Origin of the sequence: Geodermatophilus amargosae, assembly GCF_041028265.1 — a bacterium.
Lineage (GTDB): Bacteria > Actinomycetota > Actinomycetes > Mycobacteriales > Geodermatophilaceae > Geodermatophilus > Geodermatophilus amargosae_A.
Genome location: NZ_JABGCW010000022.1, coordinates 61,433 through 85,424, shown reverse-complemented (window position 1 = coordinate 85,424; position 23,992 = coordinate 61,433). Strand labels below are relative to the sequence as shown.

Annotated in this window: 23 protein-coding genes; 14 read left to right on the top strand and 9 right to left on the bottom strand. The window is 77.2% G+C overall.

Annotation, left to right across the window (positions count from 1 at the left end; genetic code table 11):
* Positions 1 to 6: 6 nt before the first annotated feature.
* Both HLV61_RS22020 and HLV61_RS22015 read right to left on the bottom strand, forming a co-directional pair.
* Positions 7 to 432, bottom strand: a complete 426-nt coding sequence (locus HLV61_RS22020; protein WP_369259369.1) for a VOC family protein — start codon at positions 430 to 432, stop codon at positions 7 to 9.
* Between the two features lie 77 nt (positions 433 to 509).
* Positions 510 to 1,115: an MSMEG_1061 family FMN-dependent PPOX-type flavoprotein gene (locus tag HLV61_RS22015; RefSeq protein WP_369259367.1), complete on the bottom strand. Its 606-nt coding sequence runs from the start codon at positions 1,113 to 1,115 to the stop codon at positions 510 to 512.
* Positions 1,116 to 1,150: 35 nt separating this feature from the next.
* Here HLV61_RS22015 and HLV61_RS22010 point away from each other — a divergent pair, with 35 nt between their 5' ends.
* Positions 1,151 to 1,549, top strand: a complete 399-nt coding sequence (locus HLV61_RS22010; protein ID WP_369259365.1) for an acyl-CoA thioesterase — start codon at positions 1,151 to 1,153, stop codon at positions 1,547 to 1,549.
* Here HLV61_RS22010 and HLV61_RS22005 read toward each other — a convergent pair.
* The 5 genes from HLV61_RS22005 to HLV61_RS21985 all read right to left on the bottom strand — a co-directional run bounded on the left by HLV61_RS22005 (position 1,536) and on the right by HLV61_RS21985 (position 7,336).
* Positions 1,536 to 3,053 (bottom strand): cobyric acid synthase, encoded by a 1,518-nt coding sequence (locus HLV61_RS22005; RefSeq protein ID WP_369259363.1) that lies wholly within the window; start codon positions 3,051 to 3,053, stop codon positions 1,536 to 1,538. The genes HLV61_RS22010 and HLV61_RS22005 overlap by 14 nt on opposite strands.
* On the bottom strand, positions 3,050 to 3,715 hold the full coding sequence (locus tag HLV61_RS22000; RefSeq protein ID WP_369259361.1) for a lysophospholipid acyltransferase family protein: 666 nt from the start codon (positions 3,713 to 3,715) through the stop codon (positions 3,050 to 3,052). The genes HLV61_RS22005 and HLV61_RS22000 overlap by 4 nt, the downstream gene beginning before the upstream one ends.
* 87 nt (positions 3,716 to 3,802) lie before the next feature.
* Positions 3,803 to 4,504, bottom strand: a complete 702-nt coding sequence (locus HLV61_RS21995; protein WP_369259359.1) for an ANTAR domain-containing protein — start codon at positions 4,502 to 4,504, stop codon at positions 3,803 to 3,805.
* A 173-nt stretch (positions 4,505 to 4,677) separates the two neighbouring features.
* On the bottom strand, positions 4,678 to 6,123 hold the full coding sequence (yczR, locus tag HLV61_RS21990) for a MocR-like transcription factor YczR (protein WP_369259357.1): 1,446 nt from the start codon (positions 6,121 to 6,123) through the stop codon (positions 4,678 to 4,680).
* Positions 6,124 to 6,385: 262 nt separating this feature from the next.
* The gene (locus HLV61_RS21985; RefSeq protein WP_440285280.1) at positions 6,386 to 7,336 is read right to left on the bottom strand and encodes a cobalamin biosynthesis protein; all 951 of its coding nucleotides are present in this window, start codon (positions 7,334 to 7,336) and stop codon (positions 6,386 to 6,388) included.
* 40 nt (positions 7,337 to 7,376) lie between these two features.
* Between HLV61_RS21985 and def the strand changes: the two genes are divergently transcribed.
* From def to cobM, 3 genes are read left to right on the top strand one after another with little or no spacing between them, the layout of a single operon-like run.
* A complete protein-coding gene (gene def / locus HLV61_RS21980) occupies positions 7,377 to 7,934 on the top strand; it encodes a peptide deformylase (protein WP_369259353.1) in 558 nt (185 codons plus the stop codon).
* Positions 7,931 to 9,175, top strand: coding sequence for a precorrin-6y C5,15-methyltransferase (decarboxylating) subunit CbiE (gene cbiE, locus HLV61_RS21975; RefSeq protein WP_369259351.1), 1,245 nt, complete (start codon positions 7,931 to 7,933; stop codon positions 9,173 to 9,175). Before def ends, cbiE begins: the two co-directional genes overlap by 4 nt.
* 29 nt (positions 9,176 to 9,204) lie before the next feature.
* Positions 9,205 to 9,945 (top strand): precorrin-4 C(11)-methyltransferase, encoded by a 741-nt coding sequence (cobM, locus tag HLV61_RS21970; protein ID WP_369259349.1) that lies wholly within the window; start codon positions 9,205 to 9,207, stop codon positions 9,943 to 9,945.
* Positions 9,946 to 9,989: 44 nt separating this feature from the next.
* Here the strand turns inward: cobM and HLV61_RS21965 are convergent, their stop codons facing one another.
* Positions 9,990 to 11,078: a cobalt-precorrin-5B (C(1))-methyltransferase gene (locus HLV61_RS21965; RefSeq protein ID WP_369259347.1), complete on the bottom strand. Its 1,089-nt coding sequence runs from the start codon at positions 11,076 to 11,078 to the stop codon at positions 9,990 to 9,992.
* A 26-nt stretch (positions 11,079 to 11,104) separates the two neighbouring features.
* Here HLV61_RS21965 and HLV61_RS21960 point away from each other — a divergent pair, with 26 nt between their 5' ends.
* From HLV61_RS21960 to HLV61_RS21940, 5 genes are all read left to right on the top strand, one after another.
* Positions 11,105 to 11,839 carry a cobalt-precorrin-6A reductase gene (locus HLV61_RS21960; RefSeq protein WP_369259345.1) on the top strand — a complete coding sequence of 245 codons (735 nt, stop codon included), beginning with the start codon at positions 11,105 to 11,107 and terminating at the stop codon, positions 11,837 to 11,839.
* A gap of 51 nt (positions 11,840 to 11,890) precedes the next feature.
* Positions 11,891 to 12,373, top strand: a complete 483-nt coding sequence (locus HLV61_RS21955; RefSeq protein ID WP_369259442.1) for an FBP domain-containing protein — start codon at positions 11,891 to 11,893, stop codon at positions 12,371 to 12,373.
* A 60-nt stretch (positions 12,374 to 12,433) separates the two neighbouring features.
* Entirely contained in the window at positions 12,434 to 13,075 is a 642-nt protein-coding gene (locus HLV61_RS21950; protein WP_369259343.1) for a LysE family translocator, read from the top strand.
* A gap of 40 nt (positions 13,076 to 13,115) precedes the next feature.
* Positions 13,116 to 13,487 carry a VOC family protein gene (locus tag HLV61_RS21945; protein WP_369259341.1) on the top strand — a complete coding sequence of 124 codons (372 nt, stop codon included), beginning with the start codon at positions 13,116 to 13,118 and terminating at the stop codon, positions 13,485 to 13,487.
* A gap of 261 nt (positions 13,488 to 13,748) precedes the next feature.
* Positions 13,749 to 14,693 (top strand): CPBP family intramembrane glutamic endopeptidase, encoded by a 945-nt coding sequence (locus tag HLV61_RS21940; protein WP_369259339.1) that lies wholly within the window; start codon positions 13,749 to 13,751, stop codon positions 14,691 to 14,693.
* A gap of 43 nt (positions 14,694 to 14,736) precedes the next feature.
* Here the strand turns inward: HLV61_RS21940 and HLV61_RS21935 are convergent, their stop codons facing one another.
* On the bottom strand, positions 14,737 to 18,018 hold the full coding sequence (locus HLV61_RS21935; protein WP_369259337.1) for an AfsR/SARP family transcriptional regulator: 3,282 nt from the start codon (positions 18,016 to 18,018) through the stop codon (positions 14,737 to 14,739).
* 167 nt (positions 18,019 to 18,185) lie between these two features.
* Between HLV61_RS21935 and HLV61_RS21930 the strand changes: the two genes are divergently transcribed.
* The 5 genes from HLV61_RS21930 to HLV61_RS21910 all read left to right on the top strand — a co-directional run bounded on the left by HLV61_RS21930 (position 18,186) and on the right by HLV61_RS21910 (position 23,976).
* Positions 18,186 to 20,063, top strand: a complete 1,878-nt coding sequence (locus HLV61_RS21930; protein WP_369259335.1) for a multicopper oxidase domain-containing protein — start codon at positions 18,186 to 18,188, stop codon at positions 20,061 to 20,063.
* Positions 20,060 to 21,265: a flavin-containing monooxygenase gene (locus HLV61_RS21925; protein WP_369259333.1), complete on the top strand. Its 1,206-nt coding sequence runs from the start codon at positions 20,060 to 20,062 to the stop codon at positions 21,263 to 21,265. Before HLV61_RS21930 ends, HLV61_RS21925 begins: the two co-directional genes overlap by 4 nt.
* Positions 21,265 to 21,723, top strand: a complete 459-nt coding sequence (locus HLV61_RS21920; RefSeq protein WP_369259331.1) for a hypothetical protein — start codon at positions 21,265 to 21,267, stop codon at positions 21,721 to 21,723. The genes HLV61_RS21925 and HLV61_RS21920 overlap by 1 nt, the downstream gene beginning before the upstream one ends.
* 62 nt (positions 21,724 to 21,785) lie before the next feature.
* On the top strand, positions 21,786 to 23,153 hold the full coding sequence (locus HLV61_RS21915) for an alpha/beta hydrolase (protein WP_369259329.1): 1,368 nt from the start codon (positions 21,786 to 21,788) through the stop codon (positions 23,151 to 23,153).
* Positions 23,154 to 23,316: 163 nt separating this feature from the next.
* Positions 23,317 to 23,976: an HAD hydrolase-like protein gene (locus HLV61_RS21910; protein WP_369259327.1), complete on the top strand. Its 660-nt coding sequence runs from the start codon at positions 23,317 to 23,319 to the stop codon at positions 23,974 to 23,976.
* Positions 23,977 to 23,992: the final 16 nt, after the last annotated feature.

The window sequence follows — 23,992 nt, the reverse complement described above, 5'->3', positions numbered from 1 at the left end:
CCGTCGTCAGGCCACGCAGAACTCGTTGCCCTCGGGGTCGGCCATCGTCACCCAGGTGAACGGGCCCTGGGAGGCACGCCACAGCTCGGTGGCGCCCATGCCGGTCAGCCGCGCCACCTCGGCCTCGCGCCGCTCGCCGCCCACCCGCAGGTCCAGGTGCACGCGGTTCTTGACCGTCTTGGCCTCCGGCACGGACTGGAAGAGCACCCGCGGCCGGTCCGGGTCCGGCGAGGTGATGGCCGCGCCGGTGACCCACACCAGGTGCCCGCGGTGCGTGGTCGTCTGGTCCTCGCTCGCGTGCCCGGCGTCGACCATGCGCCGGATGAACGCCTCGTCCTGCGGCTCCACCTGCCAGCCGAGCGCCTCGGCCCACCAGTCGGCGAGCACGTGCGGCTCGGCGCAGTCCACGGTCACCTGGAAGTCGGTCGCCATGCGCGCAGCCTGGCAGGGCGCACCGACATCCGGTTCCGTCCCGGGCCGGCGAGGGGCGGTGAGGACGGGGTCCGCGCTCAGAGCTCGAGGGCGAGCTCCGCGCGGATGGTGGCGTCGTCGGGAAGCGGCGACTCCAGCCGGCAGTGGTCGCGGATCATGGTGCCGAAGGGCGGCAGGGCAGCGCGGTCGATGCGGCTGGCCGGGTCCCACAGGCCCGAGCGCATGACCGCCTTGGCGCACTGCAGGTAGGCCCGCTGCACGGTGACCACCAGCACCGAGCGCGGCGCCCGGCCGAACTCGGTGAGGTCGACGTCGAGCGCGTCGGCGGCCAGCAGCTCGGCGGTGCCGAACACCTTGAGCGTCTCCTCGACGCCGGGCACGAAGAACAGCAGCGCCACCCGCGGGTTGACCGCGATCTTGCGCAGGCTGTCGAGCCGGTTGTTGCCCTGGCGGTCGGGCAGCGCCAGCCGGTGCTCGTCGAGCACCTTGACGAAGCCCGGGTCGCCGCCGCGCGGGGAGATCTCCGGCCAGCCGTCGGCGTCGGCCGTCGACATCGTGAGGAACGGGGAGAGCCCGATCAATGCCCGGCAGTGGACGTCGAGGTGGTCGATCTCCTTGTCCACCACCAGCTGCGAGGGCGGGCGGTAGGAGGCGAGGACCGGGTCGGCGCCGTCGTGCTGCATGGGCAGCACGGTAACCCCGGCTAGCGTCGCTCCCCGTGGCCGTTCCCTGGAGCTCCCCGGTCCGCTTCGTCGAGTGCGACCAGCAGGGCGTCGTGTTCAACGCGCACTACCTGGTCTGGGCCGACGAGGCCTCGACCCTCTGGTGGGCCTCCCTCGGCCTGCCGTGGGACGAGCTGTCGGCGCGGGTCGAGCCGGTGGTCAAGGCCAGCGCGCTGGAGTGGTCGTCGTCGGCCCGCTGGGGCGACACGGTCACCGTCGACGCCGCGGCCGAGCGGCTGGGGCGCACCAGCGTGACCGTGCGCTTCACCGTCCGCGTGGGCGAGCGGGTGTGCTGCGTCATCCGCACCACCTACGTCGGCACCGCGGGCGGGGCGTCCGCGCCGTGGCCCGACGACGTCCGGGAGCGCCTGGAGGCCGCGCTCAGCGCGGGCTGAGCGCGTCCCCGGGCGGCAGCAGGGGCAGGCCCGCCGGCGGTCCGTCCTCGAGCAGCCGCCAGAGCGCGCCGGTGTCGGCGTGCTCGGCCACCAGGTCGCCGAGGGCGTCGAGGCGCTGCTCGCGGACGCCGGCGAAGGAGGTGTCCGGCGCCGGGGTGAACCGGCGGCCGGTGGCGCGGGCGACCTCGGCGAGGAAGGCGCGGCGGAAGCCGTCGTTCTCCAGCGCCCCGTGCCAGGTGGTGCCCCACACCGACCCGACCCGGCCGCCGTCGAGGAAGGGGTGGGTGTGCGGGTCCGTGTCGTGGTCGTAGGTCACCACGCCGTGGTGGATCTCGTACCCCTGCACCGGGTGGCCCAGCGCCGTGCCGGAGGGGCGGCCCAGCGTCTTCTCCCGCGCGAACCGGACGTCGGCCGGCAGCAGCCCGAGTCCCTCGACCGTGCCCGCCCGCGACTCGACGTCGTCGGTGATCGTGCGCGCGAGCATCTGGTGCCCGCCGCAGATCCCGAGCACCGGGCGGCCCTCGGCGGCGCGGCGGGCCACCGCGCCGGCCAGCCCGGTCGAGCGCAGCCAGGCGAGGTCGGCCACCGTCGACCGGGTGCCGGGCAGCACCAGCAGGTCGGCGTCGGCGGCCTCCTCGGGACGGGTGACGAACCGGACGAGGACGCCGGGCTCGGCGGCCAGCGCGTCGACGTCGGTGGAGTTCGACAGCCGGGGCAGCCGCGCGACGGCCACCCGCAGCACCTCCTCGCCGTGCGGCGGGCCGGCCGAGGAGACGCCGGTGGGGATGCCGAGGGAGTCCTCGACGTCGAGGGCGGCGCCGGGCAGCCAGGGCAGGACGCCGAGCGTGGGGCGCCCGGTGAGCGCGGTGAGCTGCTCGAGGCCGGGCCGCAGCAGCCGCACGTCGCCGCGGAACTTGTTCACCAGGAACCCCGCGACCAGCCGCTGGTCGCCCGGCGGCATGAGCGCGACGGTGCCGTAGAGGGCGGGGAACACCCCGCCGCGGTCGATGTCGCCGACGACGACCACCGGCAGCTCCGCGGCGGTGGCCAGCCCCATGTTGGCGATGTCGTCGGCGCGCAGGTTGATCTCGGTGGGGGAGCCCGCCCCCTCGCAGACGACGACGTCGAAGCGGCTGCGCAGGTCGGCCAGGCAGGCCAGCGCCTGCTCCAGCAGCGCGGCCTTCATCGGCCGGTAGGACAGCGCGGTGACGTCGGCGACCGGCCGGCCGAGCACCACGACCTGGCTGGCGTCCTCGCCGCCGGGCTTGAGCAGCACCGGGTTCATCGCCGCCTCGGGCTCCACCCGGGCCGCCGCGGCCTGCATGACCTGCGCCCGGCCGATCTCGGCGCCGTCGGCGGTCACCACCGAGTTGTTGCTCATGTTCTGCGCCTTGAACGGCGCGACCCGCACCCCCTGGCGAGCCAGCCACCGGCAGATGCCCGCCGTGACCACCGACTTCCCGGCGTCCGACGTCGTCCCGGCGACGAGGAGCGCGCCGCTCACGCCGGGGGGCGCGGGGTGCCCCAGCCGGCCTTCTCCTGGCCCGAGAGCTCCGCGACCGCCTCCATGATCCGGTCGGTGACCTCGCGACGGGCCGGGCCGTTGCGGGCCTTCCCGGCGTGCTCGGGGAAGGTCAGCGGCTCGCCGAAGGTGACCGAGAAGCGGTGCGGCCGCGGCCAGCGGGCGCCGACCGGCTGGATGCGGTCGGTGCCGACGACGCCGACCGGCACGACCGGGCAGCCGGCGGTGAGCGCCAGCCAGGCCACGCCGGTCTTGCCCCGCGCCAGCCGGCCGTCGCGGGAGCGGGTGCCCTCGGGGTAGATGCCGAAGCCCTCGCCGGCGCGCAGCACACCGAGCGCGGTGTCCAGCGCCTCCTGCGCGGCCCGGGACGCCTCCCGCTGCACCGGCATGGCGCCCAGCGCCGTGAACAGCGTGCGGGTGGCCCACCCGCCCACGCCGCGGCCGCTGAAGTACTCGTGCTTGGCCAGGTAGCGGACCCGCCGCGGGGACGACAGCGGGATGACCATGCTGTCGATGAACGACAGGTGGTTGCTGGCGATGAGGAACGCCCCGGTGGCCGGGACGTTCTGCCGCCCGCTGACCCGGGGCCGGAAGAGGATCCGGAACAGCGGCCGCAGCAGCAACCGCGCGAGCAGGTAGATCACGCGTCCGCCTCCTCCCAGGAGCCGGGGCCCGGCGTCTGCCCGCCGGTCCGGCCCCGGGCATCCTCCCCCGCGGACCCCGCTCCCCGGTCAGTGCCCCCCGTGCCCGGGCGGGCAGGCGTCGCGCAGGATCGTGCGCACCTCGGCCGAGAGCGGCCGCTGACCGGCCGCCGAGGCGACCAGGTCGAGGGCGACCTCGCGCACCTTGCGGTGGGTGTGGCTGGAGATGTGCGCCAGCAGGTCGAAGGCCGACTGCTCGCCGCACCCCGTCAGCAGCATGAGCACGCCCTTGGCCTGCTCGATCGGGGCCCGGCCGGCCATCGCCGTGCGCAGCTGGGCCACCTCGGTCTCCAGGGCGCGGACCCGCTCCTCGGCCGGCGGCGGCGCCCGGAAGGCGAGGCCCTCGACCGCGGTCACCCGGCCGTCGTCGTCCAGCTGCGGCTCACCGAGGAGGACGACGGGCACCTCGCCGTCACCGGCCCGCAGGCGCACCTCCAGGCAGAACCCCTGGGCCCCCGTGACCGCGGCGGACAGCGCCTCGATCGTGCGGGGGCGGTCGTCGGGGTGCTCGGCGGCGACGAGCGCCTCCGTGCAGGGACCGCGGCCCTCGGCGGCCAGGCCGTACAGCGCGCGCATCTCCGGCGACCACCACCACTCGCCGCTGTGCCGGTCGTAGCGCCAGCGGCCGGCCACCCGCGGGTGCCGCTCGGGGAGGGTGGCCGGGGCAGGAGGACGGGACAGTGGCGGGGCGGGGATGGGACGGGGGGCGACTCGCGACTGGGTGGACGTCATGACGAGCTCCGGTGGACGCGCTCCGGGCGTGGCCCGGGGGGAGCGCCGCGCAGCCGGCTGTTCGACCATCTGCGGATTGACGCCGGAGGTGCCCGGCCGCTCGGGACGGGACCGACGCTAGTCCCGGTCCCCGGTGGGCGCGAGCCGTCGGACGGATCCGTCCCGGAGGCCGCTCAGACGACCGTCACCGGCCGCGCGGGGGAGCGCACCGGCGGGCCGCTGCGCAGGGCGGCGTCGACGGCGGCGAGGCCGGCGACGGCGGTGCGCAGGTCGGCGGCCGGGAGCGTGAAGGGCACGCGGAGGTGGTCGTCGAAGGCCGTCCCGGTGCCGAAGGCGCGGCCCTCGGCGAGCACCATCCCGAGCGGCGCGGCGGCCGCGACCAGGGCCGCCGAGCTGCTCCCCGGGGGCAGGGCGCACCACACCGAGAGCCCGCCGCGCGGGCGCGGCGCGGTCCACGCCGGCAGGCGCGCGGCGAGCTCGGCGAGCAGCACGTCGCGCCGCTCGCGCAGCAGCGCGCGCCGGCTCTCGAGCACCGCGTCCAGGTCCCGCACGAGGACGGCGGCGGCGAGCTGGTCGAGCAGCCCGACGGAGAGCTGGCGCCGGCCCAGCGCGGCGCCCAGCGAGGCGGCCAGCGCGCCGTCGGTCCGCAGCCAGCCGACCCGCAGCCCGCCCCACACGGCCTTCGACAGGCCGCCGACGGTCACCGTGGCGGCGTCGGGCAGCCCCGCGGCGTAGGGCGGCAGCGGCCCGTCGTCGAGGTACAGCTCCGCGGCGACCTCGTCGACGACGGTCAGCACGCCCTGCTGCCACAACGTCGCGGCGAGGCGGCGGCGTCCGGCAGCGGACAGCCGGGCGCCGCTGGGGTTGGAGAAGTCGGGCATGAGGAAGGCCATCCGCGGGCTGCTCTGCCGGACCGCGACGGAGGCCGCCCGGACCATCGCGTCGGGGTCCCCGGCGTCCACGGCGACCGGGACGCAGCGGCCGCCGGCCGCGGTGACCATGGCCACGGCCCCCGGGTAGGTGGGGTGCTCGACCAGCACGCGGTCGCCGGGCTGCAGCAGCGTCTCGATCGCCAGCGCGGTGGCGTCGCCGGTGCCGGCGGTGACGACGACCTGCTCGGGGTCGGTGGGCAGGCCGCGGGCGGTGTAGCGGTCGGCGATCGCCTCGCGCAGCTCCGGCAGGCCGCCGGGCGCGTACCCGTGGCCGGCGGCCACCGCGGGCAGCCGGTCCAGGGCCTCGCGGTAGGCCGGCAGGAGCTGCGGCGCGGCCTCGGGGGCGGCGTGGGCCAGTTCGAGGATCGCCGGGTCGGTGCTGGGGGTGGTCCACACCGGCTCGGTGCCGGGCGCCTCGACGACGGTGCCGGCGCCGTGCCGCGTGCGGGCGTGCCCCTGCTCCCGCAGCAGCCGGTAGGCCGAGGCGACGGTCACCCGGCTGACGGCGAGGGCGGCGGCGAGGTCGCGCTCGGCCGGCAGCCGGGTGCCCGGCGGGAGCTGCCCGACGGCGGCCAGCTCACGGACGCGGCGGGCCAGTGCGGCGTAGCGCGGGCCCGGCAGGTTCCCGAGTGGACCCACCAGTCCGGCCAGCTCGGCGGCGTTGGACTGGTCAGGGTGGAGTGGCATGCAGGCCACCGTGCCGGATTGGACCGCTCCCGTCCAGGGCGGATGGTGCCACTGTCCCTGTCATGACTCCTGCTGCCGTCCTCGTCCTGCTCCTCCTGCTGGCCACGGCCGGGCTCGCGGTGGCCACCCTCGTGGTCGCCGTCCGCGGTGGCCGCGGCCCGGCCGACCCGCCGGCCAGCCACCTCCGGGTCGACCCGTCCGGCTTCCCGGTGCTCCCCGCGCCGCGCGGCGTCCTGCACCGGCACGGCCCGCGGACCCGTCCTCAGCCGCGCCGGGCCAGCCTGCTCCCCGCGGCGAGGGCCGCGGCGGCGAGCCACACCGCGCGCGACAACCGCACCGCGCGGGCGACGTCGCTGCTGTCGGGCGCCCGGCCGTCGCCGAGCACCGGCCGGTCCTCCACCCTGCTGCCGTAGACGTTGCGCCCGCCCAGCCGCAGCCCCAGGGCGCCGGCCGCCGCGGCCTCGCAGCGGCCGGCGTTCGGGCTGGGGTGGGCGGCGCCGTCGCGGCGCCACACCCGCAGCGCGCCGCGCGCCGAGCCCCCGGCCAGCGGCGCGCAGACCACGGTCAGCGCCGCGGTGAGCCGGGCGGGCAGCCAGTTGGCGACGTCGTCGGTGCGGGCGGCCGCCCAGCCGAACCGGGCGTACCGCGGGGACCGGTGGCCGACCATCGCGTCGAGGGTGTTGACGGCGCGGTAGCCGAGCAGGCCGGGCAGCCCGGCGAGCGCGCCCCACACCAGCGGCGCGACGGCGGCGTCGGAGGTGTTCTCCGCGACCGACTCCACGGTGGCCCGGGCCAGCTCGCCGGCGTCCAGGGTGGACGGGTCCCGCCCGGCGAGGGTGGGCAGCAGCGCGCGGGCCGCGGCCAGGTCGCCGCCGTCCAGCGCCCCGGCCATCGCCGTGGCCGCGCGGCCGAGCGAGGTGCCGCCGAGCACCGCCCAGGTCCCGGCCGCCACGGCGAGGGTGCGCCGCGCGGCCGGCCGGTCGCGGGTGGCGCGGTCCACAGCCGCCCCCAGACCCGCCGCGCCGGCCACGAGGACCGCCGCGTGGCCGGCCCCGACCGCCCGGGAGTCCTGCCAGACCCGCCGCTCCAGCGCCGCGGCGACCGTGCCGAACCCGGCGACGGGGTGGCGGCGGCGCGGGTCGGCGAGCAGCAGGTCGGCGCCCGCGCCGAGCGCCAGGCCCAGGGCGGTGGGGACGTCCCGTCGGCGCAGCACGCCGTCCATCCTGCCGAGGGCGCTTCCTAGGATCGCGGCCATGCGTCTGCCCGGCCGTTACGACGGCGTCGCCCGGCCGATCGTCACGTACGGCAGCAACCAGGTGCTGCACCGGCCGTGCGCGCCGGTCACCGACTTCGACGAGCGGCTGCGCCGCCTGGTGCTCGACATGTTCGCCTCGATGCGCGAGGCCGACGGTGTGGGCCTGGCGGCCAACCAGATCGGCGTCGACGCGCGGGTGTTCGTCATCGACTGCCCCGACGCCGAGGGCGCGGACGTCGTCGGGTACGTGGTCAACCCGCAGCTGACGCTCCTGCCGCCGGTCGACGGCGAGCCGGCCGAGGAGGTCACCGAGGAGGGCTGCCTCTCGGTGCCCGGCCCCTACGCCGACCTCGCGCGCGCCTTCCGCGCCCGGGTCGACGGCGTCGACGTGAAGGGGAAGGCGGTGCGCATCGAGGCCACCGGCATGGCGGCGCGCTGCCTGCAGCACGAGGTGGACCACCTCGACGGCGTCGTCTACGTGGACCGGCTGCCGGAGGAGCTGCGCGAGCGGCTGCTCGCCGAGGCCGCGGGCCCCGAGGGAGAGCTGCCCGCATGAGCGGAACGGTGGAGGAGGCCGTGGAGGCGGCCCCGGCCGCGCCGGTCGTCGTCGTCGGGATCGGCGCGGACGGCTGGGAGGGCCTCGCGCCCACCTCGCGGGCGGAGGTCGAGCGGGCCGAGGTGCTGCTGGGCAGCGCCCGGCAGCTGGACCTGGTGCCCGACGGGGTGTCCGCCGAGCGGGTGCCCTGGCCCTCGCCGCTGACCGAGGCGGTGCCCGGGCTGGTCGAGGAGCACGCCGGGCGCGCGCTGGTGGTGCTGGCCAGCGGCGACCCGATGCTGTCGGGCATCGGCACCACGCTGACCCGGCTGCTCGGCGCGGACCGGGTGCGGGTGCTGCCGGCGCCGTCGTCGGTCTCGCTGGCCTGCGCGCGGCTCGGCTGGGCGGTCGAGGACACCGAGGTGGTCACCCTGGTGGGCCGGCCGATCGAGCTGCTGCACCCGCACGTGCAGCCCGGCCGGCGGCTGCTGGTGCTCGGCTCCGACGGCGGGACGCCGGCGCAGGTGGCCGCGCTCCTGGCCGGCCGCGGCTACGGGCAGAGCCTGGTCACCGTGCTCGGCGGGCTGGGCGGCCCCGACGAGGAGGTGCGCACCGGCACCGCCGCCACCTGGTCGCAGCCGGCGCCCGCGCTGGTGGTCACCGCCGTCGAGTGCCGGGCCGACCGCGGCACCATGCCGCTGCCCACCACGCCCGGCCTGCCCGACGGCGCCTACGAGTCCGACGGGCAGCTGACGAGGTCCGAGGTCCGCGCCGTGACGCTGGCGCGGCTGACCGCGGTGCCCGGGCAGCTGCTGTGGGACGTCGGCGCCGGCTCCGGGTCGATCGGCATCGAGTGGATGCGGGCGCACCCCACCTGCCGCGCCGTCGCGGTGGAGGCCTCCGCCGAGCGGGCCGGACGGATCGCCCGCAACGCCGCCCGGCTCGGCGTCCCCTACCTGCGCGTGGTGCACGGGCACGCGCCGGACGTGCTGTCGAGGCTCGGGGCGCCCGACGCGGTGTTCATCGGCGGCGGGCTGACCACGCCGCTGCTGGTCGACACGTGCTGGGACGCCCTCCCGGTGGGGGGGCGCCTCGTGGCCAACGCGGTCACGGTGGAGAGCGAGGCGGTGCTCGCGCAGTGGCACGCGCGGGTGGGCGGCGACCTGGTGCGGGTCGAGGTCTCCCGCGCCGAGCCGGTCGGCTCGTTCACCGGCTGGAAGCCCGCGATGCCGGTGACGATCTGGTCGGTGACCCGGTGGTGAGCAGCCATCAGCGCTACGAAGGCCCTGCCATGACGGTGCACTTCATCGGGGCGGGCCCGGGCGCCGCCGACCTGGTCACGCTGCGCGCGGCGCGGATCATCGCGAGCGCCCCGGTCTGCCTGTACGCCGGGGCGCTGGTGCCGCGGGAGCTGCTCGACACCGCCCCGCCCGGCGCCCGGCTGGTCGACACCGCCGACCTCGACCTCGACGCGATCACCGCCGAGCTCGTCGCCGCGCACGAGGCGGGCCTCGACGTCGCCCGGCTGCACTCCGGCGACCCGAGCGTCTACAGCGCGATGGCCGAGCAGATGCGCCGCCTCGACGCCGCGGGCGTGCCCTACGACGTCGTCCCGGGGGTGCCGGCGTTCGCGGCGGCGGCCGCGTCGCTCAAGCGCGAGCTGACCGTGCCCGGCGTCGGGCAGACCGTCGTCCTCACGCGCACGTCGGCCCGGTCGACGCCGATGCCGCCGGGGGAGGAGCTCGCCGCCTACGCCGCCACCGGCGCCACGCTCGTGCTGCACCTGGCCGTGCAGCGGATGGCCGAGCTCGCTCCGCAGCTGGCCGAGCACTACGGCCCCGACGGCCCGGTCGCCGTCGTCGCCCGGGCCAGCCGCGACGACGAGCTGGTGCTGCGCGGCACGCTCGCCGACATCGCCGCGCAGGTCGAGGCGGCAGGCGTGAAGCGGACGGCGGTGGTGATCGTGGGCCCGGTGCTGAGCGCCGGGGAGTTCCCGGACAGCCACCTCTACTCGACGACCCGATGCCGGTGAGGGACCCCGCTGCCCCCCACCGCTCGCACGCTCGCGGCGGGCCCCTACAGCGGGGCCGTCCCGACGATCGTCCCCGCGCGGTCGATCACCACGACGTCGACCGCCACCGGTGCGCCGAGCAACACGCCGCGCGCCGTCTCGCGGGCGCCCGCGGCCACGAGGTCGCCCAGCGGCAGCGCGGCCGCCTGGCACTGCCGCAGCGCGTCGAGGGCGGTGTTCGCGCTCCGCACGCCCTCGACCAGGTCCGGGGAGCCCCCGGCGGCGGCCACCCGCGCGGCCAGCGAGTCGAAGGACACCTGCGAGCGGCCCGAGTGCAGGTCGAGGTGGCCGTCGGCGAGCTTGGCCAGCTTGCCGATGCCGCCGGCCACGGTCAGCCGCGGCACCGGGTGGCGGCGCAGGTACTTGAGCACCGCGCCGGCGAAGTCGCCCATGTCGAGCAGCGCGTCCTCGGGCAGGCCGTGGAGCTGCTGCACCGTCCGCTCGCTGGTCGAGCCGGTGCACCCGGCCACGTGGCGGTGCCCGGCGGCCCGCGCGACGTCGATGCCGCGGCGGATCGAGTCGATCCACGACGAGCAGGAGTACGGGACGACGACACCGGTCGTGCCGAGCACCGACAGCCCGCCGAGGATCCCCAACCGCGGGTTCCAGGTCTTCCGGGCGAGCTCCGCGCCGTCCTCGATGGACACCTCGACGACGACGTCGCCGCTGCCGCCGTGCCGCCGCGCCACCGCCGCGACGTGCTCGCGGATGAACTGCCGGGGCATCGGGTTGATCGCCGGCTCGCCCACCGCCAGCGGCAGCCCGGGCTTGGTCACCGTGCCCACGCCCTCGCCGGCCCGGAAGACCACGCCGCCGCCCGGCTCCCCGTGCGTCACCCGCACGCTGACCAGGGCGCCGTGGGTGACGTCGGGGTCGTCGCCGGCGTCCTTCACCACGCCCGCCCAGGCGCCGCCCCCGTCGAGGCCCTCGCGGGACAGCGCGAAGGACGGGTGCCGGTCGTTCGGCAGGTCGATGGTCACGGGGTCGGGGAACTCGCCGGTGAGCAGCGCGGTGTAGGCCGCGGTGGTGGCCGCCGTCGCGCACGCGCCGGTGGTCCAGCCGTGCCGCAGACCGGAGGCGCCGTCCCTGCTCACGGCCCCATGATCCCCGGCGGCGCGGCTTGAGCGGGCAGGTGCTCGTGCTGGGCGGCACGGGGGAGGCCCGGCGGCTGGCCGCGGCGCTGGTGGCCGCGGGCGTCGACGTCCTGTCCAGCCTCGCCGGGCGGGTGGCCGACCCGGTGCTGCCGGAGGGCGGGGTGCGCGTCGGCGGGTTCGGCGGCGCCGACGGGCTCGCCGACTGGCTGGCCGTGCACCGGCCGCGCGCCGTCGTCGACGCGACCCATCCCTTCGCCGCCCGGATCACCGCCTCCGCGGCCGCCGCCGCCGCCCGGCACGGCACCCCGCTGCTGCGGCTGCAGCGCCCGGGCTGGACGCCGGGGCCGGGGGACCGGTGGACGTCCGTCGACTCGCTGGACGACGCCGCGCGGGCGGTGCACGACGCCGGCACCGTCTTCCTCACCACCGGCCGGCAGGGCGTGGGCGCGTTCGCCGCACTGCCGGGGCGGGTGCTGGTGCGCGCCGTCGACCCGCCCGACGGGCCGCTGCCCGCGGGGGCGGTGCTGCTGCTGGCCCGCGGCCCGTTCACCGTGGACGAGGAGGCCGCGCTGATGCGGGAGCACGGCATCGACGTCGTCGTCACCAAGGACTCCGGCGGCGCCATGACCGAGGCCAAGCTGGCCGCCGCCCGGCGGCTGGGGCTGCCCGTGGTGCTCGTCCGCCGGCCGCCGCTGCCCGCCGGGGTCGAGGTGGTGACGACGGTCGAGGAGGCGGCGGCCTGGGTGACGCGGCTCGGATAACCGGTTGAGACGCCTCCGTGCCGGAACGGACACTGGCTCCTCGTGGACCCGATGACCGAGCAGCAGGTGCGCCGCTCCTTCGTGAACTGCTCGAAGGGCGAGGCGAACTCCGCCACCCTGCCGCGCGACCTCGCCGACCTGCCGTGGGGGGAGCTCGAGGTGCTCGGCTGGCGCGACCCGAAGGCGCCCCTGCGCGGCTACCTCGTCGTCCAGCGGGAGGGCCGGCCGGTGGGCGTGGCGCTGCGGGCGGCCGACACCCGGATGTCGGCCCGCCGCACGGTCATGTGCCTGCTCTGCCAGTCCACGCACTCCGGCGACGCCGTCTCGCTGTTCACCGCGCGGCGGGCCGGGGGAGCAGGCCGCAACGGCGACACCGTGGGCACCTACGTGTGCGCCGACCTCGGCTGCGCCACCCGGGCGCGCACCGAGATCCCGCCGTGGCTGCGCGAGCGGGACCCGGCCCAGGTGGGCGAGGAGCGCGCCGCGGATCTGCTGGCGCGGGTGGGGACCTTCCTCGACGCCGTGCTGCGCTGACGCCCTCGCCGGCCGGGAACGCGGTCGACCGCCCGCCGGCCCGGTGCCACCATGCGCGGCGTGGACGCGATCCCCTCGCTGCCGGCGTTCCTGGTCGCCGTCCTGCTGATCGCGGCGTCCCCGGGGCCGGCGGTGGCCCTGATCCTGCGCCGCGCCGCGCTCGGCGGCTTCCGGACCGCCGTCCCGACGGTCCTGGGCCTGGAGCTCGGGCTCTACACCTGGGCGCTGCTGGCCGCGGCGGGCTTCGCCGGTCTGGTCGCCGCCTCCGAGGCGGCCTTCCTCGTCCTGCGGGTCGTGGGTGCCGGAGTCCTGTGCTGGCTGGGCGTCCAGGCGCTGCGCGCGGCCTGGCGCGAGCGGCGCGCCGGCCGGTCCGGGGCGGCTGCCCTCCCCGTGTCCCGCCGGGGCGGGTGGGCCGGCTTCGGCGAGGGCGTCGCCGTGCAGCTGGCCAACCCCAAGGCGGCAGTGTTCATGATCGCCTTCTATCCGCAGTTCGTGCCCGCGGACCGGCCGCTGTTCGCCACCACCGCGGTGCTCGCGCTCGTGCAGGTGGCGCTGGAGACGGTGCTGTACCTGTCGCTGGCGGCCGGGGTGGCGCGCGCCGGGGCCTGGTTCCGCCGTCCGCGGGTGCGCACGTGGCTGGAGGGCGTCAGCGGCACGGTCCTCGTGGGGCTGGGCCTGCGGGTCGCCGTCTCCGGCCGGTGACCCGTTCCCCCGGCGGCTCCGTCGGCGGGAGGATCTCGCCATGGCCGAGGACCCCGCGCACCGGCACCACGCCATCGACTACGTCGAGCTGACCGTGACCGACCTCCCCGCGGCCGAGCGCTTCTACGGCGAGGCGTTCGGGTGGCGGTTCACCTCCTACGGGCCGGAGTACTCCGGCATCCGCGACCCCCGCGACGACGCCGGGGAGGTGGGCGGCCTGCGACGCGGCGACGAGGTGCGTCCCGGCGGACCGCTGGTCCTGCTGTTCTCGGCCGACCTGGACGCGTCCGTGGCCGCGGTGCGGCGTGCGGGTGGGACGGTCGTCGAGGAGCCGTACGCGTTCCCCGGCGGGCGCCGCTTACACTTCGCCGACCCGTCGGGCAACGAGCTCGGCGTCTGGTCGGAGCGGTGACCGCCCGTGGACCCCGGTCGCCGTCCCCGAGGTGCGCCGTCCGCGTCCACCGGCCGGCAGGCGACGCCGACGGTCACGCACCTCGGGTGATCTCAGCAGCGCGCTGACGAGGAGGACGGCCCCTCCTCCCCGTCAGCGGCTGTCGGGTGCGGTCAGCGCCCCGACAGGGACGGGACAGGGGCGCGCAGCAGCGTCGAGGACGCCGCACCGCCGCTCCCGAGCTCCACGCTCGGTGCGGGTCCTCGTCCTGGAGGAGCCGTCATGGCCGACACGCAGCAGACCCCGGCGCACCCATTCCCGATGCCCCGGGCCCGCGACACGAGCACCGGGGTGGCCGGGCTCGTCCGCCGCCGGCCGCTCACCGCGTTCCTGGCCTGGTTCTTCACCGTGGGTCAGGCGCTGGTGTTCACCCCGTCGGTCGCCCGCGGGTACGGCGTCGACCTGCCCCCGCAGGTGTTCGTCGTCGCCAGCACCCTCGTCGGCCTGCTGCTGCCGGCCGTCGTGATCACCTGGGTCGTCGACGGCCCCGCGGGGGTCCGCGACCTGTGGCGCCGTTCGTCGGCCGTGTGGGTCTCGGTCCGCTGGTACGTCCTGGCCCTGGCCGCCGTGCCGGCGCTGTCCACCGCGCTGGCGTTCGCCGTCCTCGGCGCGCCGACGGCGGCGACGGGCGCCGCATCGGTCGGTACGGCGCTGGTGTCGGGTCTGCTGGTGCAGACCGTGGTGGCTCTCGTGCCCAACAACTGGGCCGAGGAGGTCGCCTGGACGGGCTTCGTCCAGTCCCGGCTGCAGGCCCGCAGCACACCGATGCGCGCGGCCGCGCTGACCGCGCCGCTGTTCGCGCTGCAGCACGTCGTCCTGGTCATCGGCGACTCCGTCGCGGTCGCCGTCGTGCTGATGCTGTTCTTCGTCGCGGTCAACGTCCCCATCCGCGCGGTCATGGGCTGGACCTACAACCGCACCGGCAGCCTGTTCGCCGTCGCCCTCCTGCACGCGGCCGCCAACGGCGCGGGCGGCGGCAGCGGCTTCGGTACCGGCTTCCTGCCGCGGCTGTACCCGGACGCCTCCCTCGTCGGTGTGCTGCACCTGCTGGCCCTCGCCGTCGTCGGCCTGGTCGTGCTGGTCGCGACCCGGGGGCGGCTGGGGGCGTCCGGCTCGTCCCGCGCGCCGTCCGTGGTCTCCACCGTCGCGCCGGTCCGCAGCTCCTGACCGCCCATCCGCCGGCCGCACCGTCGAGCAGACGGGACGGTCGTCAGGCGTGCACGCGCGCTGCGTCGAGCACGGTCTCCGGCCGGGCCGCGCCGGCGGCGAACGCCGCGGAGTACCCGCCCTCGTCCAGGACCGCGCGGGCACGCTGCTCGGCCCGGGTGGCATCGGCCTCCTCCAGCCGGGACGCGGGCCGGTGCGAGCGTCGCCGCCAGGACGCCGCCGCCCCCAGCAGCCCGGCCGCCGCGGCGGCGTCACCACGGGCAGCGGCGACACCGGCGAGCCCCTCGAGGGCGGCGGCGTGCCCGGGCGCGGTCTGCCACGCTCGGCGGAAGGAGAACTCGGCGCCGTCGCCGTCGCCCTCGGCGTCGGCGAGGTGGCCCAGCCCGACCAGGGCGGCGGCGGTCCACTCCGGCTTCTCGTTCAGCCCGGCCAGCAGGTGCTGCGCGGCCGTGAGGCGCTCCCGCGCGGCGGCGGGATCGCCGCGCTCACGGGCGAGCAGTCCTTCACCGACGGCGGCCCGGGGATTGCCCTCGGCGCCGAGCCCGCGAGCGACGGCGTGCGAGTCGGCGAACAGCGCAGCGGCGCGGTCGGCGTCCCCGAGCAGCAGGGTGACGTGGCCGGCGCCGGCCAGGGCGTACTGCAGGGTGTTGGCCGGGCCGGCCACCTCGCCGCTGGCCCGCGCGCCCTCGTACATCGCCAGGGCCTCCTCCAGTCGGCCGGCGCGGTGCAGGGCCGTGCCGAGGTGGAACTGGACGGCCGACACACCCCACTGGTCGCCCAGCGCCCGGAACGCGGCCAGCGCCCGGGCGCCGACGGCGCGGGCCTCGCTCAGGTCGCCGGCGGCGGCCAGCAGTTCCATCCGCACGAACTGGACCAGCGCCGTGCACCACGCGTCACCGGCCCGGCCGAACTGGCGGTCGGCGCGCTCCAGCAGGGCGGTGGCCTCGGCGGGGCGGTCGGCGCCGATGCCCTCGACGGCCAGCAGCGTGTCCGACAGCGCCGTGCGGAACTCGTCGTCCAGGTCGGCGAACAGTGCCCGGCTCTGCGCGGCTGCCGCGGCGCACCCGGCGTCCGGGTGCACGATGCACGCCCCCGGCCGGGCGGCGACCGCCAGCGCCTGCAGCGCCCGCGCCCGCGCCTCCGGGGAGCCGCCCGCGGCGGCGGACAGCATCGCCGCCATCCGGCGGCCGCCGTCGGGGCGGGTCGCGAAGTACCAGTACCAGCCCAGCGGCGCCACCAGGCGCAGTCCCGCGTCCGGCTCGGTCGCCGCGTGCTCGGTGCACCAGGCCAGGGCGGCGTCCAGGTCGTCGCGCTCGGCGGCCAGCCGCGGCAGCCAGCGCGCCTGCCCGTCGCCGCGCAGCTCGGCCTCGGCGCGCTCGGCCAGGCCGGTGAGGTGGCCGACGTGCGCCCGGGCGGCCGCGTCCGCCTCGCCGGACTCCGCCAGCCGCTCGGCGGCGTACTCCCGGATGGTCTCGAGCAGGTGGTACCGCACCCCGGGGGTCCGGTCGTCCGGGGTCCGGTCGCCCGGGGTCTCCTCGCCCGGGGACCGCCCGGCGCGGTCGACGACGACCAGGGACCGGTCGACCAGCCGGCCGACGAGGTCCACGACCGCCGCCGGGGGAAGGGACCCACCCGCCCCGACGGCCTGCGCGGCCTCCAGCGTCCACCGGCCGCGGAACACCGACAGCCGGCGCAGCAGCACCCGCTCGGGCTCGCTGAGCAGCTGGTGGCTCCACTCGACCGTCGCCCGCAACGTGCGCTGGCGGGCCTCGGCGGTGCGGGGGCCGGTGGTGAGCAGCGCGAAGCGGTCGCCCATGCGCCTGGCCAGCTCGTCGACCGGGAGGGCCGCCACCCGGGCGGCAGCGAGCTCGAGCGCCAGCGGGATCCCGTCCAGGTGCCGGCACACCTCGACGATGGCGGCCGTGTTGCCCTCGTCGAGGGTGAAGCCCGGCAGCACCGCGCGCGCCCGGTCGACGAACAGCCGTACCGCGGTGCTCGCCGCCACCTCGCCGCCGGCCGGCGTGCCGGTGGGCACCGGGAGCGGGTCGAGGGCGTACTGGACCTCGCCGCGGGCGGCCAGCGGCTCGCGGCTGGTGGCCAGCAGCCGCACCTGGGGGCAGGACTCCAGCAGCCGCTCGGCCAGCAGCGCGCAGGCGTCGGCGAGGTGCTCGCAGTTGTCGAGCACCAGCAGCACGGCGCGGTCGCGCAGGTGACCGACCAGCCGGGCGTCGGCCGTCGCGGTCGCCTCGTCCCGGACCTCGAGTGCGGCCAGCACCGCGCCGGGCACCTGCGCCGGGTCGCTGACGCCGGCCAGCCGGACGAACCCGACACCGTCGCCGAAGCCGTCCGCGGCCGCGCGGGCCGCCTCCGACGCCAGGCTCGTCTTCCCCACCCCGCCGGGACCGGTGATCGTGACCAGCCCACGGGTCCGCAGCAGCCGGCCGACCCCGTCCAGGTCGGCCTCCCGGCCCAGGAACGACGTCAGCCGCCGCGGCAGGCTCCCCGGCACCGACGCGGACGCCGACGCGGGCGCCGGCACGTCCGCGGCGACCGGGTCCGGCGCGCGCACGACCGGTGTCCGGGTCGGGGCGGTCAGGTCGGGCCGCTGCTGCAGGATCGCCGACTCCAGCTCGCGCAGCTCCGCCCCCGGCAGCAGACCGAGCTCGGCATCGAGCACGCCCCGGGCCCGCTGGTAGGCCGCCAGCGCGTCGGCCTGGCGGCCGGCGCGGTAGAGCGCGAGCATCAGCCGGGCGTGCAGCCGCTCGCGCAGCGGATGGGCGGCGGTCAGCCGTTCGAGCTCGGCCAGCACCTCGACGTGCCGGCCCGCCGCCAGGTCCAGGTCGATCAGTTCCTCGTGCGCCGCCAGCTGCAGGTCGGTCAGGCGGGCCGCCTCCGAGCCGGCCCATCCGGTGCCGGCGAACTCGCCCAGCGCCGGACCGCGCCACAGCGCCAGCGCGTCCCGGTACAGCGCCGCGGCGGCCGACGGATCGCTGGCGGCCCGGGCGGCGGCCACCTGGTCGGTGAAGCGCAGCGCGTCGACCCGCGACCGGTCGGCATCGAGCAGGTAGCCCGGCGGCCGGGTGACGACCGCCGCGCCGGTGCCCGCCAACGCCCGGCGCAGTCTGGACACCCGTACCTGCAGCGCGTTCGTCGGGTTCGCCGGCAGCAGCTCACCCCACGACGCGTCCACCAGTGCGGAGGAGGCGACCACCCGGCCGGCGGACAGTGCCAGCAGCGCGAGCAGCTCCCGCTCCCCACCGCCGGGAAGCGGCCGGGCCTGCCCCCCGACGACCACCTCGACCGGTCCCAGGACGCGGATCTCCATGCAGCGCCCCTCTCGGACCAGTCCGACGAGGCGCCGATTGTCGACCGACCGGATCGCGCAGGCAACGACTCGGCGGGCGGCCGGCGGACCACCGGTCAGGGAGTGGACAGCGTCCGGACAGCGCGCCGCGGGACGGTCCGGGACGACCCACCCGCACAGGAGGCGCCATGATCGCGGTCCGCGTGCCGGCGATGAGCTCGCGGCAGGACGTCCGGGTGCTCAGCGCGCGGATCTGCGACGTGCCGGGCGTGCAGACCCTCCGGGCCGACCTGGCCACCCGGACCGTCGAGGTGACCGGGAGCGCCGATCCCTCCGCGGTGGGCGCCGCCATCCGCGCCGCCGGCTACGCCCCCGACCCGTGGGACGACGGTTCCCCGGTCCCTGCACCAGCCCATCCAGGAGGCCCTTCCGTGGACACCTTCTCCACCGACACCACCGGCCTGCCCGAGGCCACTCCCACGCGGGTCGTCGAGCTGGCCGACGGGGAGACGCTCGACCTCCGGCCCGCCCCCGTCGCCAAGCGCCTGGGCGGGACGACGGTGCGCATGCTCGGCTACAACGGGTCCGTCCCCGGCCCCACGCTGGAGGTGCGGCAGGGCTCCGAGGTCGTCGTGCACGTCACCAACGACACCGACCTGGAGACGACCGTGCACTGGCACGGGCTGCGCCTGCGGAACCGGTACGACGGTGTGCCGCACGACACCCAGCAGCCGATCCTCCCCGGCGGCAGCTTCACCTACCGGCTCTCGTTCCCCGACCCGGGCCTGTACTGGTACCACCCGCACGTCCGCGAGGACTACACGCAGGAGATGGGCCTCTACGGCAGCATCCTGGTCGAGCCCGCGGAGCCGGACTACTGGCCGCCGGCGCACCGGGACGTCGTCCTGACCGTCGACGACGTGCTCGTGGAGGACGGCGTCATCGCGCCGTTCAGCCGGACCCAGACGAACCACGCCGCGATGGGCCGCTACGGGAACGTGCTGCTGGTCGCCGGCGAGACCGACCTGACGCTTCCCGCGCACACCGGCGAGGTCGTGCGGCTGTGGCTGACCAACACCGCCAACAGCCGCGTCTTCGACGTCCGGCTTCCCGGGGCGCGGATGAAGCTGGTCGGCGGCGACAGCGGCCGGGTGGAGCACGAGGAGTTCGTCTCCTCCGTCGTGCTGGCACCGTCGGAGAGGGCCGTGGTCGACGTGCTGTTCGAGCAGCCGGGTGAGCTCACCCTCGAGCACCACACCCCCGACCGCATCCACCGGCTGGCGTCGATCACGGTCACGGGTGACACCCCCGAGCCGTCACTGCGCCGGGCGTTCGAGGACCTGCGACGGGCACCGGAGCTGGCGGCCGAGCGCGAGCGGCTGGACGCGTGGCTGGCCGCACCCCCGGACAAGATCCTGGCCGCGGTCGCCGAGATGGACGACCCCGCCGCCGACCGGACCGGGCCGGTGTCCTACGCGTGCCCCATGCACCCCGAGGTCGTGAGCGACCAGCCCGGCCGCTGCCCGCAGTGCGGCATGAAGCTGATGGCGGCCCCGGTGGGCGGCGTCAGCGGGCACGACACGGGCCACCGCGGGGCGCGGCCCGACTCGTCAGCGACGGCGCACGCCGGCCACGCGTCCGGGACCGCCGACGGGATCGAGTGGGAGGACGACATGGTGGAGCTGAACCGTCGGACCACCCCGGCGACCATGCGCTGGAAGCTGCTCGACCGCACCACGGGCGGCGACAGCCCGCCGATCGACTGGCAGTTCACCGCCGGCGAGCGGGTGAAGATCCGGCTGGTCAACGAGATGGACTCCGACCACCCGATGCACCACCCGTTCCACGTCCACGGGGCCGGGCGCTTCCTCGTGCTGTCCCGCGACGGCGTGCCCGAGCCCAACCTCGTGTGGAAGGACACCGTGCTGATCCGCACCGGGCAGACCGTCGACGTCCTCTTCGACGTGACCAACCCCGGGTCGTGGATGGCGCACTGCCACATCGCCGAGCACATGCACAGCGGGATGGTGTTCGGCTTCACCGTGCTGGCCGGGGCGACACCGTGAGCGCCGCAGCGCGCCATGCCACGGACCGGTCGTACGACGTCGTCGTGGTGGGTGGCGGCCAGGCGGGCCTGGCCGCCGCGTGGCACCTGCGCCGGCACGGGCTGCGCTTCCTGGTCCTGGAGGCGGCGGCGGAGCTCGGGCACTCCTGGCGATCGCGGTGGGACTCCCTCCGGCTGTTCAGCCCCGCCGAGCACGACGCGCTGCCCGGCCTGCCGTTCCCGGCGCCGGCCGGCAGCCACCCGGGCAAGGACGCCGTCGCCGACTACCTGCAGGCCTACGCCGCCACCTTCGACCTGCCCGTCGAGCCGGGCGCGCGGGTCACCGGGCTGCGGCGCACCGACGCCGGGTTCCGGCTCGCCACGGCCGGCCGGACGTACACCGCCCGGCAGGTCGTCGTGGCCACCGGGCCGTTCCAGACCCCGTTCGTCCCGCCGATCGCCGCCGGGCTGGACGCGTCGGTGACCCAGGTGCACAGCACCGCCTACCGCAGCCCCGACGTGCTGCCCGAGGGGCCCGCGCTGGTCGTCGGAGGCGGCAACTCCGGTTTCCAGATCGCTGCGGAGCTGGCCGCGACCCGGCCGACGGAGCTGTCGGTCGGCTCGGTCCCCCCGGCGCTGCCGCAGCGGCTACTCGGCCGGGACCTGTTCTGGTGGCTGACCCGGCTCGGCCTGATGCGCGTGACCGCCGGCTCCCGGCTCGGCCGCCGGATGCGGTCCCGCGGTGAGTTCCTCATCGGCAGCAGCCGTCGCGGCCTGCTGCGGGCCGGCGTCCGCCTCCGGCCGAGGCTGGTCGACGCCATCGGCCACACCGTGCGGTTCGCCGACGGCACCGGTCGGGAGGTGGGCGTCGTCGTCTGGGCGACCGGCTTCCGGTCGGACCACTCCTGGATCGACGTCCCGGGGGTGCTGCGCGACGGCCGCGTGGTCCATCGCCGCGGCGTCACCGACGTCCCCGGGCTGTACGTCCTCGGCCTGTCCTGGCAGCACACCCGCGGCTCGGCCCTGCTGGGCTTCGTCGCCGCCGACGCCGCCCACGTGGCCGACCAGGTGGCCGCCCTCGGGCGGCCGGAGTCGGGAGAGACCGGGACAGGACCCGGACAGCGCCGGGACAGCGCCTGCCAGCAGCGTCTCTCCCGCAGGCCCCACCCCACACCACCCGAGGGGACACCGGGCGCCCGGGCGTACGGCCAGGAGGACGTGTGATGAGCACTCACGAGATGTCGGCGCCACCCGCCCCGGCCGTCTCCACCCCCCGCAGCCTGCGCGGACCGCTGGCCTGGGGCGTCGTCCTCGGAGGCGTCCAGGCCCTCGCGCCGCTGGCCTTCCCCTGGTCGCGCAGCGGGGTGGTCTACGCCCTCTCGCTGGCCTTCATCGCCGCCGTGTACGTCGGGTTCGCCGTGGCTGACGGCCGGTGGCACGTCCTGGCCGTCGAGACGGCCGTCGCCGCCGTCTTCGTCGTCACTGCCGCCGCCGCGGTGACCGGACCGGCCTGGCTCGTCGTGGCCGGTCTGGCCGGCCACGGCCTCAAGGACCTGTGGCAGCACCGCACCGGCTTCGTGACCGGCACCCGGTGGTGGCCGCCGTTCTGCGCCGCCGTCGACGGGGTCGCCGCCGCGCTCATCGCGGCCGCGCTCCTCGTCGGGTTCCCCGTGCCCTGGTGAGCACCACGCCGGCGGGACACCACCGGCTCGCGACGGCCCGACACGTGAACAGGAGCCCCCTGATGGCCACCGCCGCACCCACCGCCGCCACGGCGGCCGGGTCCACCACCACCCGCCCGTCCCGCACCGGCCCGATCCGCCGGATCGTCGCCGGCTCGCTGCTCACCGGGGCGGCGGCCGCCGCCGTCCTGACCCTGGTCGTCGTCGCCGGTTCCCCCGAGCACGTCGTCACCGGGTCGGCCCTGCTCGGGTTCGCGGCCGGCTGGGCGCTGCTCGCGGTCCTGTCGAGCCGGCTGACCGACCGACCCCAGCGCTGGGCGTGGGTGCCGGCCGGCGGCCTGGCCGCGACCGGGCTCGGGCTCCTGGTCCTCGCGCCGGACGACCGGGCACTGACGGCCGCCGGCTGGGGATGGCCCCCTGTCCTGCTGGGGCTCGCCGTCTGGATGGGCGTCCGGGTCCGCCGCGGCCTGGCCGTCGGCCAGGGCCGCTGGCTGCTCTACCCGGTCGTGGCGGTCACGGCCGCAGCGGCGGTCGGCGGTGCGGTCGAGACCGTCGGGCTGGCGGTCGACCAGCGCGTCCACGACGTGCCGGGGCAGACCCACGACGTCGGTGGGTACCGGCTGCACCTGGACTGCACCGGCACCGGCAGTCCCACCGTCGTCCTGCAGAACGGGCTCGGTGAGTCCTCGGCGAACTGGGCGCGCATCGCCGCGGCCGTCGCCGGCACCACCCGCGTGTGCGCATACGACCGCGCCGGACAGGGCTGGAGCGACGACGCACCCTCCGAGCAGGACGGGCTGGCTGCGGCGGCCGACCTGCACACCCTGCTCGAGCGCGCCGGCGAGGACGGCCCCCTCGTGCTGGTCGGGCACTCCATCGGCGGTGACCACGCGATGGTCTACGCCGCCCGCCATCCCGAGCAGGTCGCCGGCATGGTGCTGCTCGACGCCACCAGCCCGTACCGGTCCTCCGGCGCCGGTCCTGCCCACGCGGGCCCACCCAGCTCGATCGCGGTCCTGCCCAGCCTCGCCCGCCTCGGCCTCGGGCGCCTGCTGCCGACCTCCTTCTGGTCCGCCCTGCCCGAGCCGGCCGCCGGGCAGGTGCAGGCGTTCACCTCCAGCCCCCGCGGCTGGCGCACCACCCGGGACGAGTACGTCACCATGCCCGCGCTGCTCGACCAGGCACGGGCGCTGACCACCCTCGGCAGCACGCCGCTGGTGGTGCTCACCGCGGCCGGACACGACGGGGACGCGGCCTGGGCCGCCGCCCAGGACCGGATGGCGGCCCTGTCGACCGACAGCAGCCACCGCTTCGCCGACGCCACGCACGCCGGCCTGCTCGGCGAGGAGGACGGCGCCGCGACGTCGGCGCAGGCGATCGCCGACGTCGTCCGGGCCGCACGGACGGGTGCACCGCTCCCGCCGCGCTGACGCGCCCACCTCGAGCGGTGGGCGTTACCGTCTCCTCGCACTCGCTGTGCCACCACCGCGGCGCGAGCTCCGCCTCCCGAGGTGTCCCCGTCGCAGCGGTGTCCCGGTGGCCGGGCTCCTCGGGCCCGACGACGAGCTCCCACCGACCAGAGGAGCAGGCCCCGTGCCCGATCGGCCACCGTTGGTCCTGTTCGACCTCGACGGCACGCTGGTCGACTCGGCCCCGGGCATCTGGGCGTCGGTGCGCGTCGCGGCCGCCGGCCTCGGGCTGCCCGAGCCGACGCCGGCCCAGCTGCGGGCCATGGTCGGCCCGCCGCTGCAGGACGGCTTCGCCACCGTGTTCGGCCTGACCGGCGACGACGTCGGGCGCGCGGTGGCCGCCTACCGCGGGCACTACTCGTCCGGGGCGATGCTCGACGTCGCCGTGTACGACGGCGTGCCGCAGCTGCTGCGGACCCTGCGCGACGGCGGCGCCGTGCTCGCCGTGGCCACCAGCAAGCCGCAGGTGTTCGCCGTCCGCGTGCTCGGGCACGTGGGCCTGCTGCGCGCCTTCGCCGGCGTCCACGGCGCCAGCCTCGACGGCGCCGTCCGGCACAAGGACCAGGTGGTCGCCGCCGCGCTGGCCGCCCACCCCGGCACCCGCGCGGTCGCGCTGGTCGGCGACCGGGAGCACGACGTCCTCGGCGCCGCGGCGCACGGGCTGCCGTGCGTCGGCGCGGGCTGGGGTCCGGGCGGTGCCGGGGAGCTCACCGCGGCCGGTGCGGCCGCCGTCGTCGCCACGCCGGGGGAGGTGCCCGCGGCGCTCGCGAGGCTGGAGGGGTAGCGCGACGCCGTCCGGG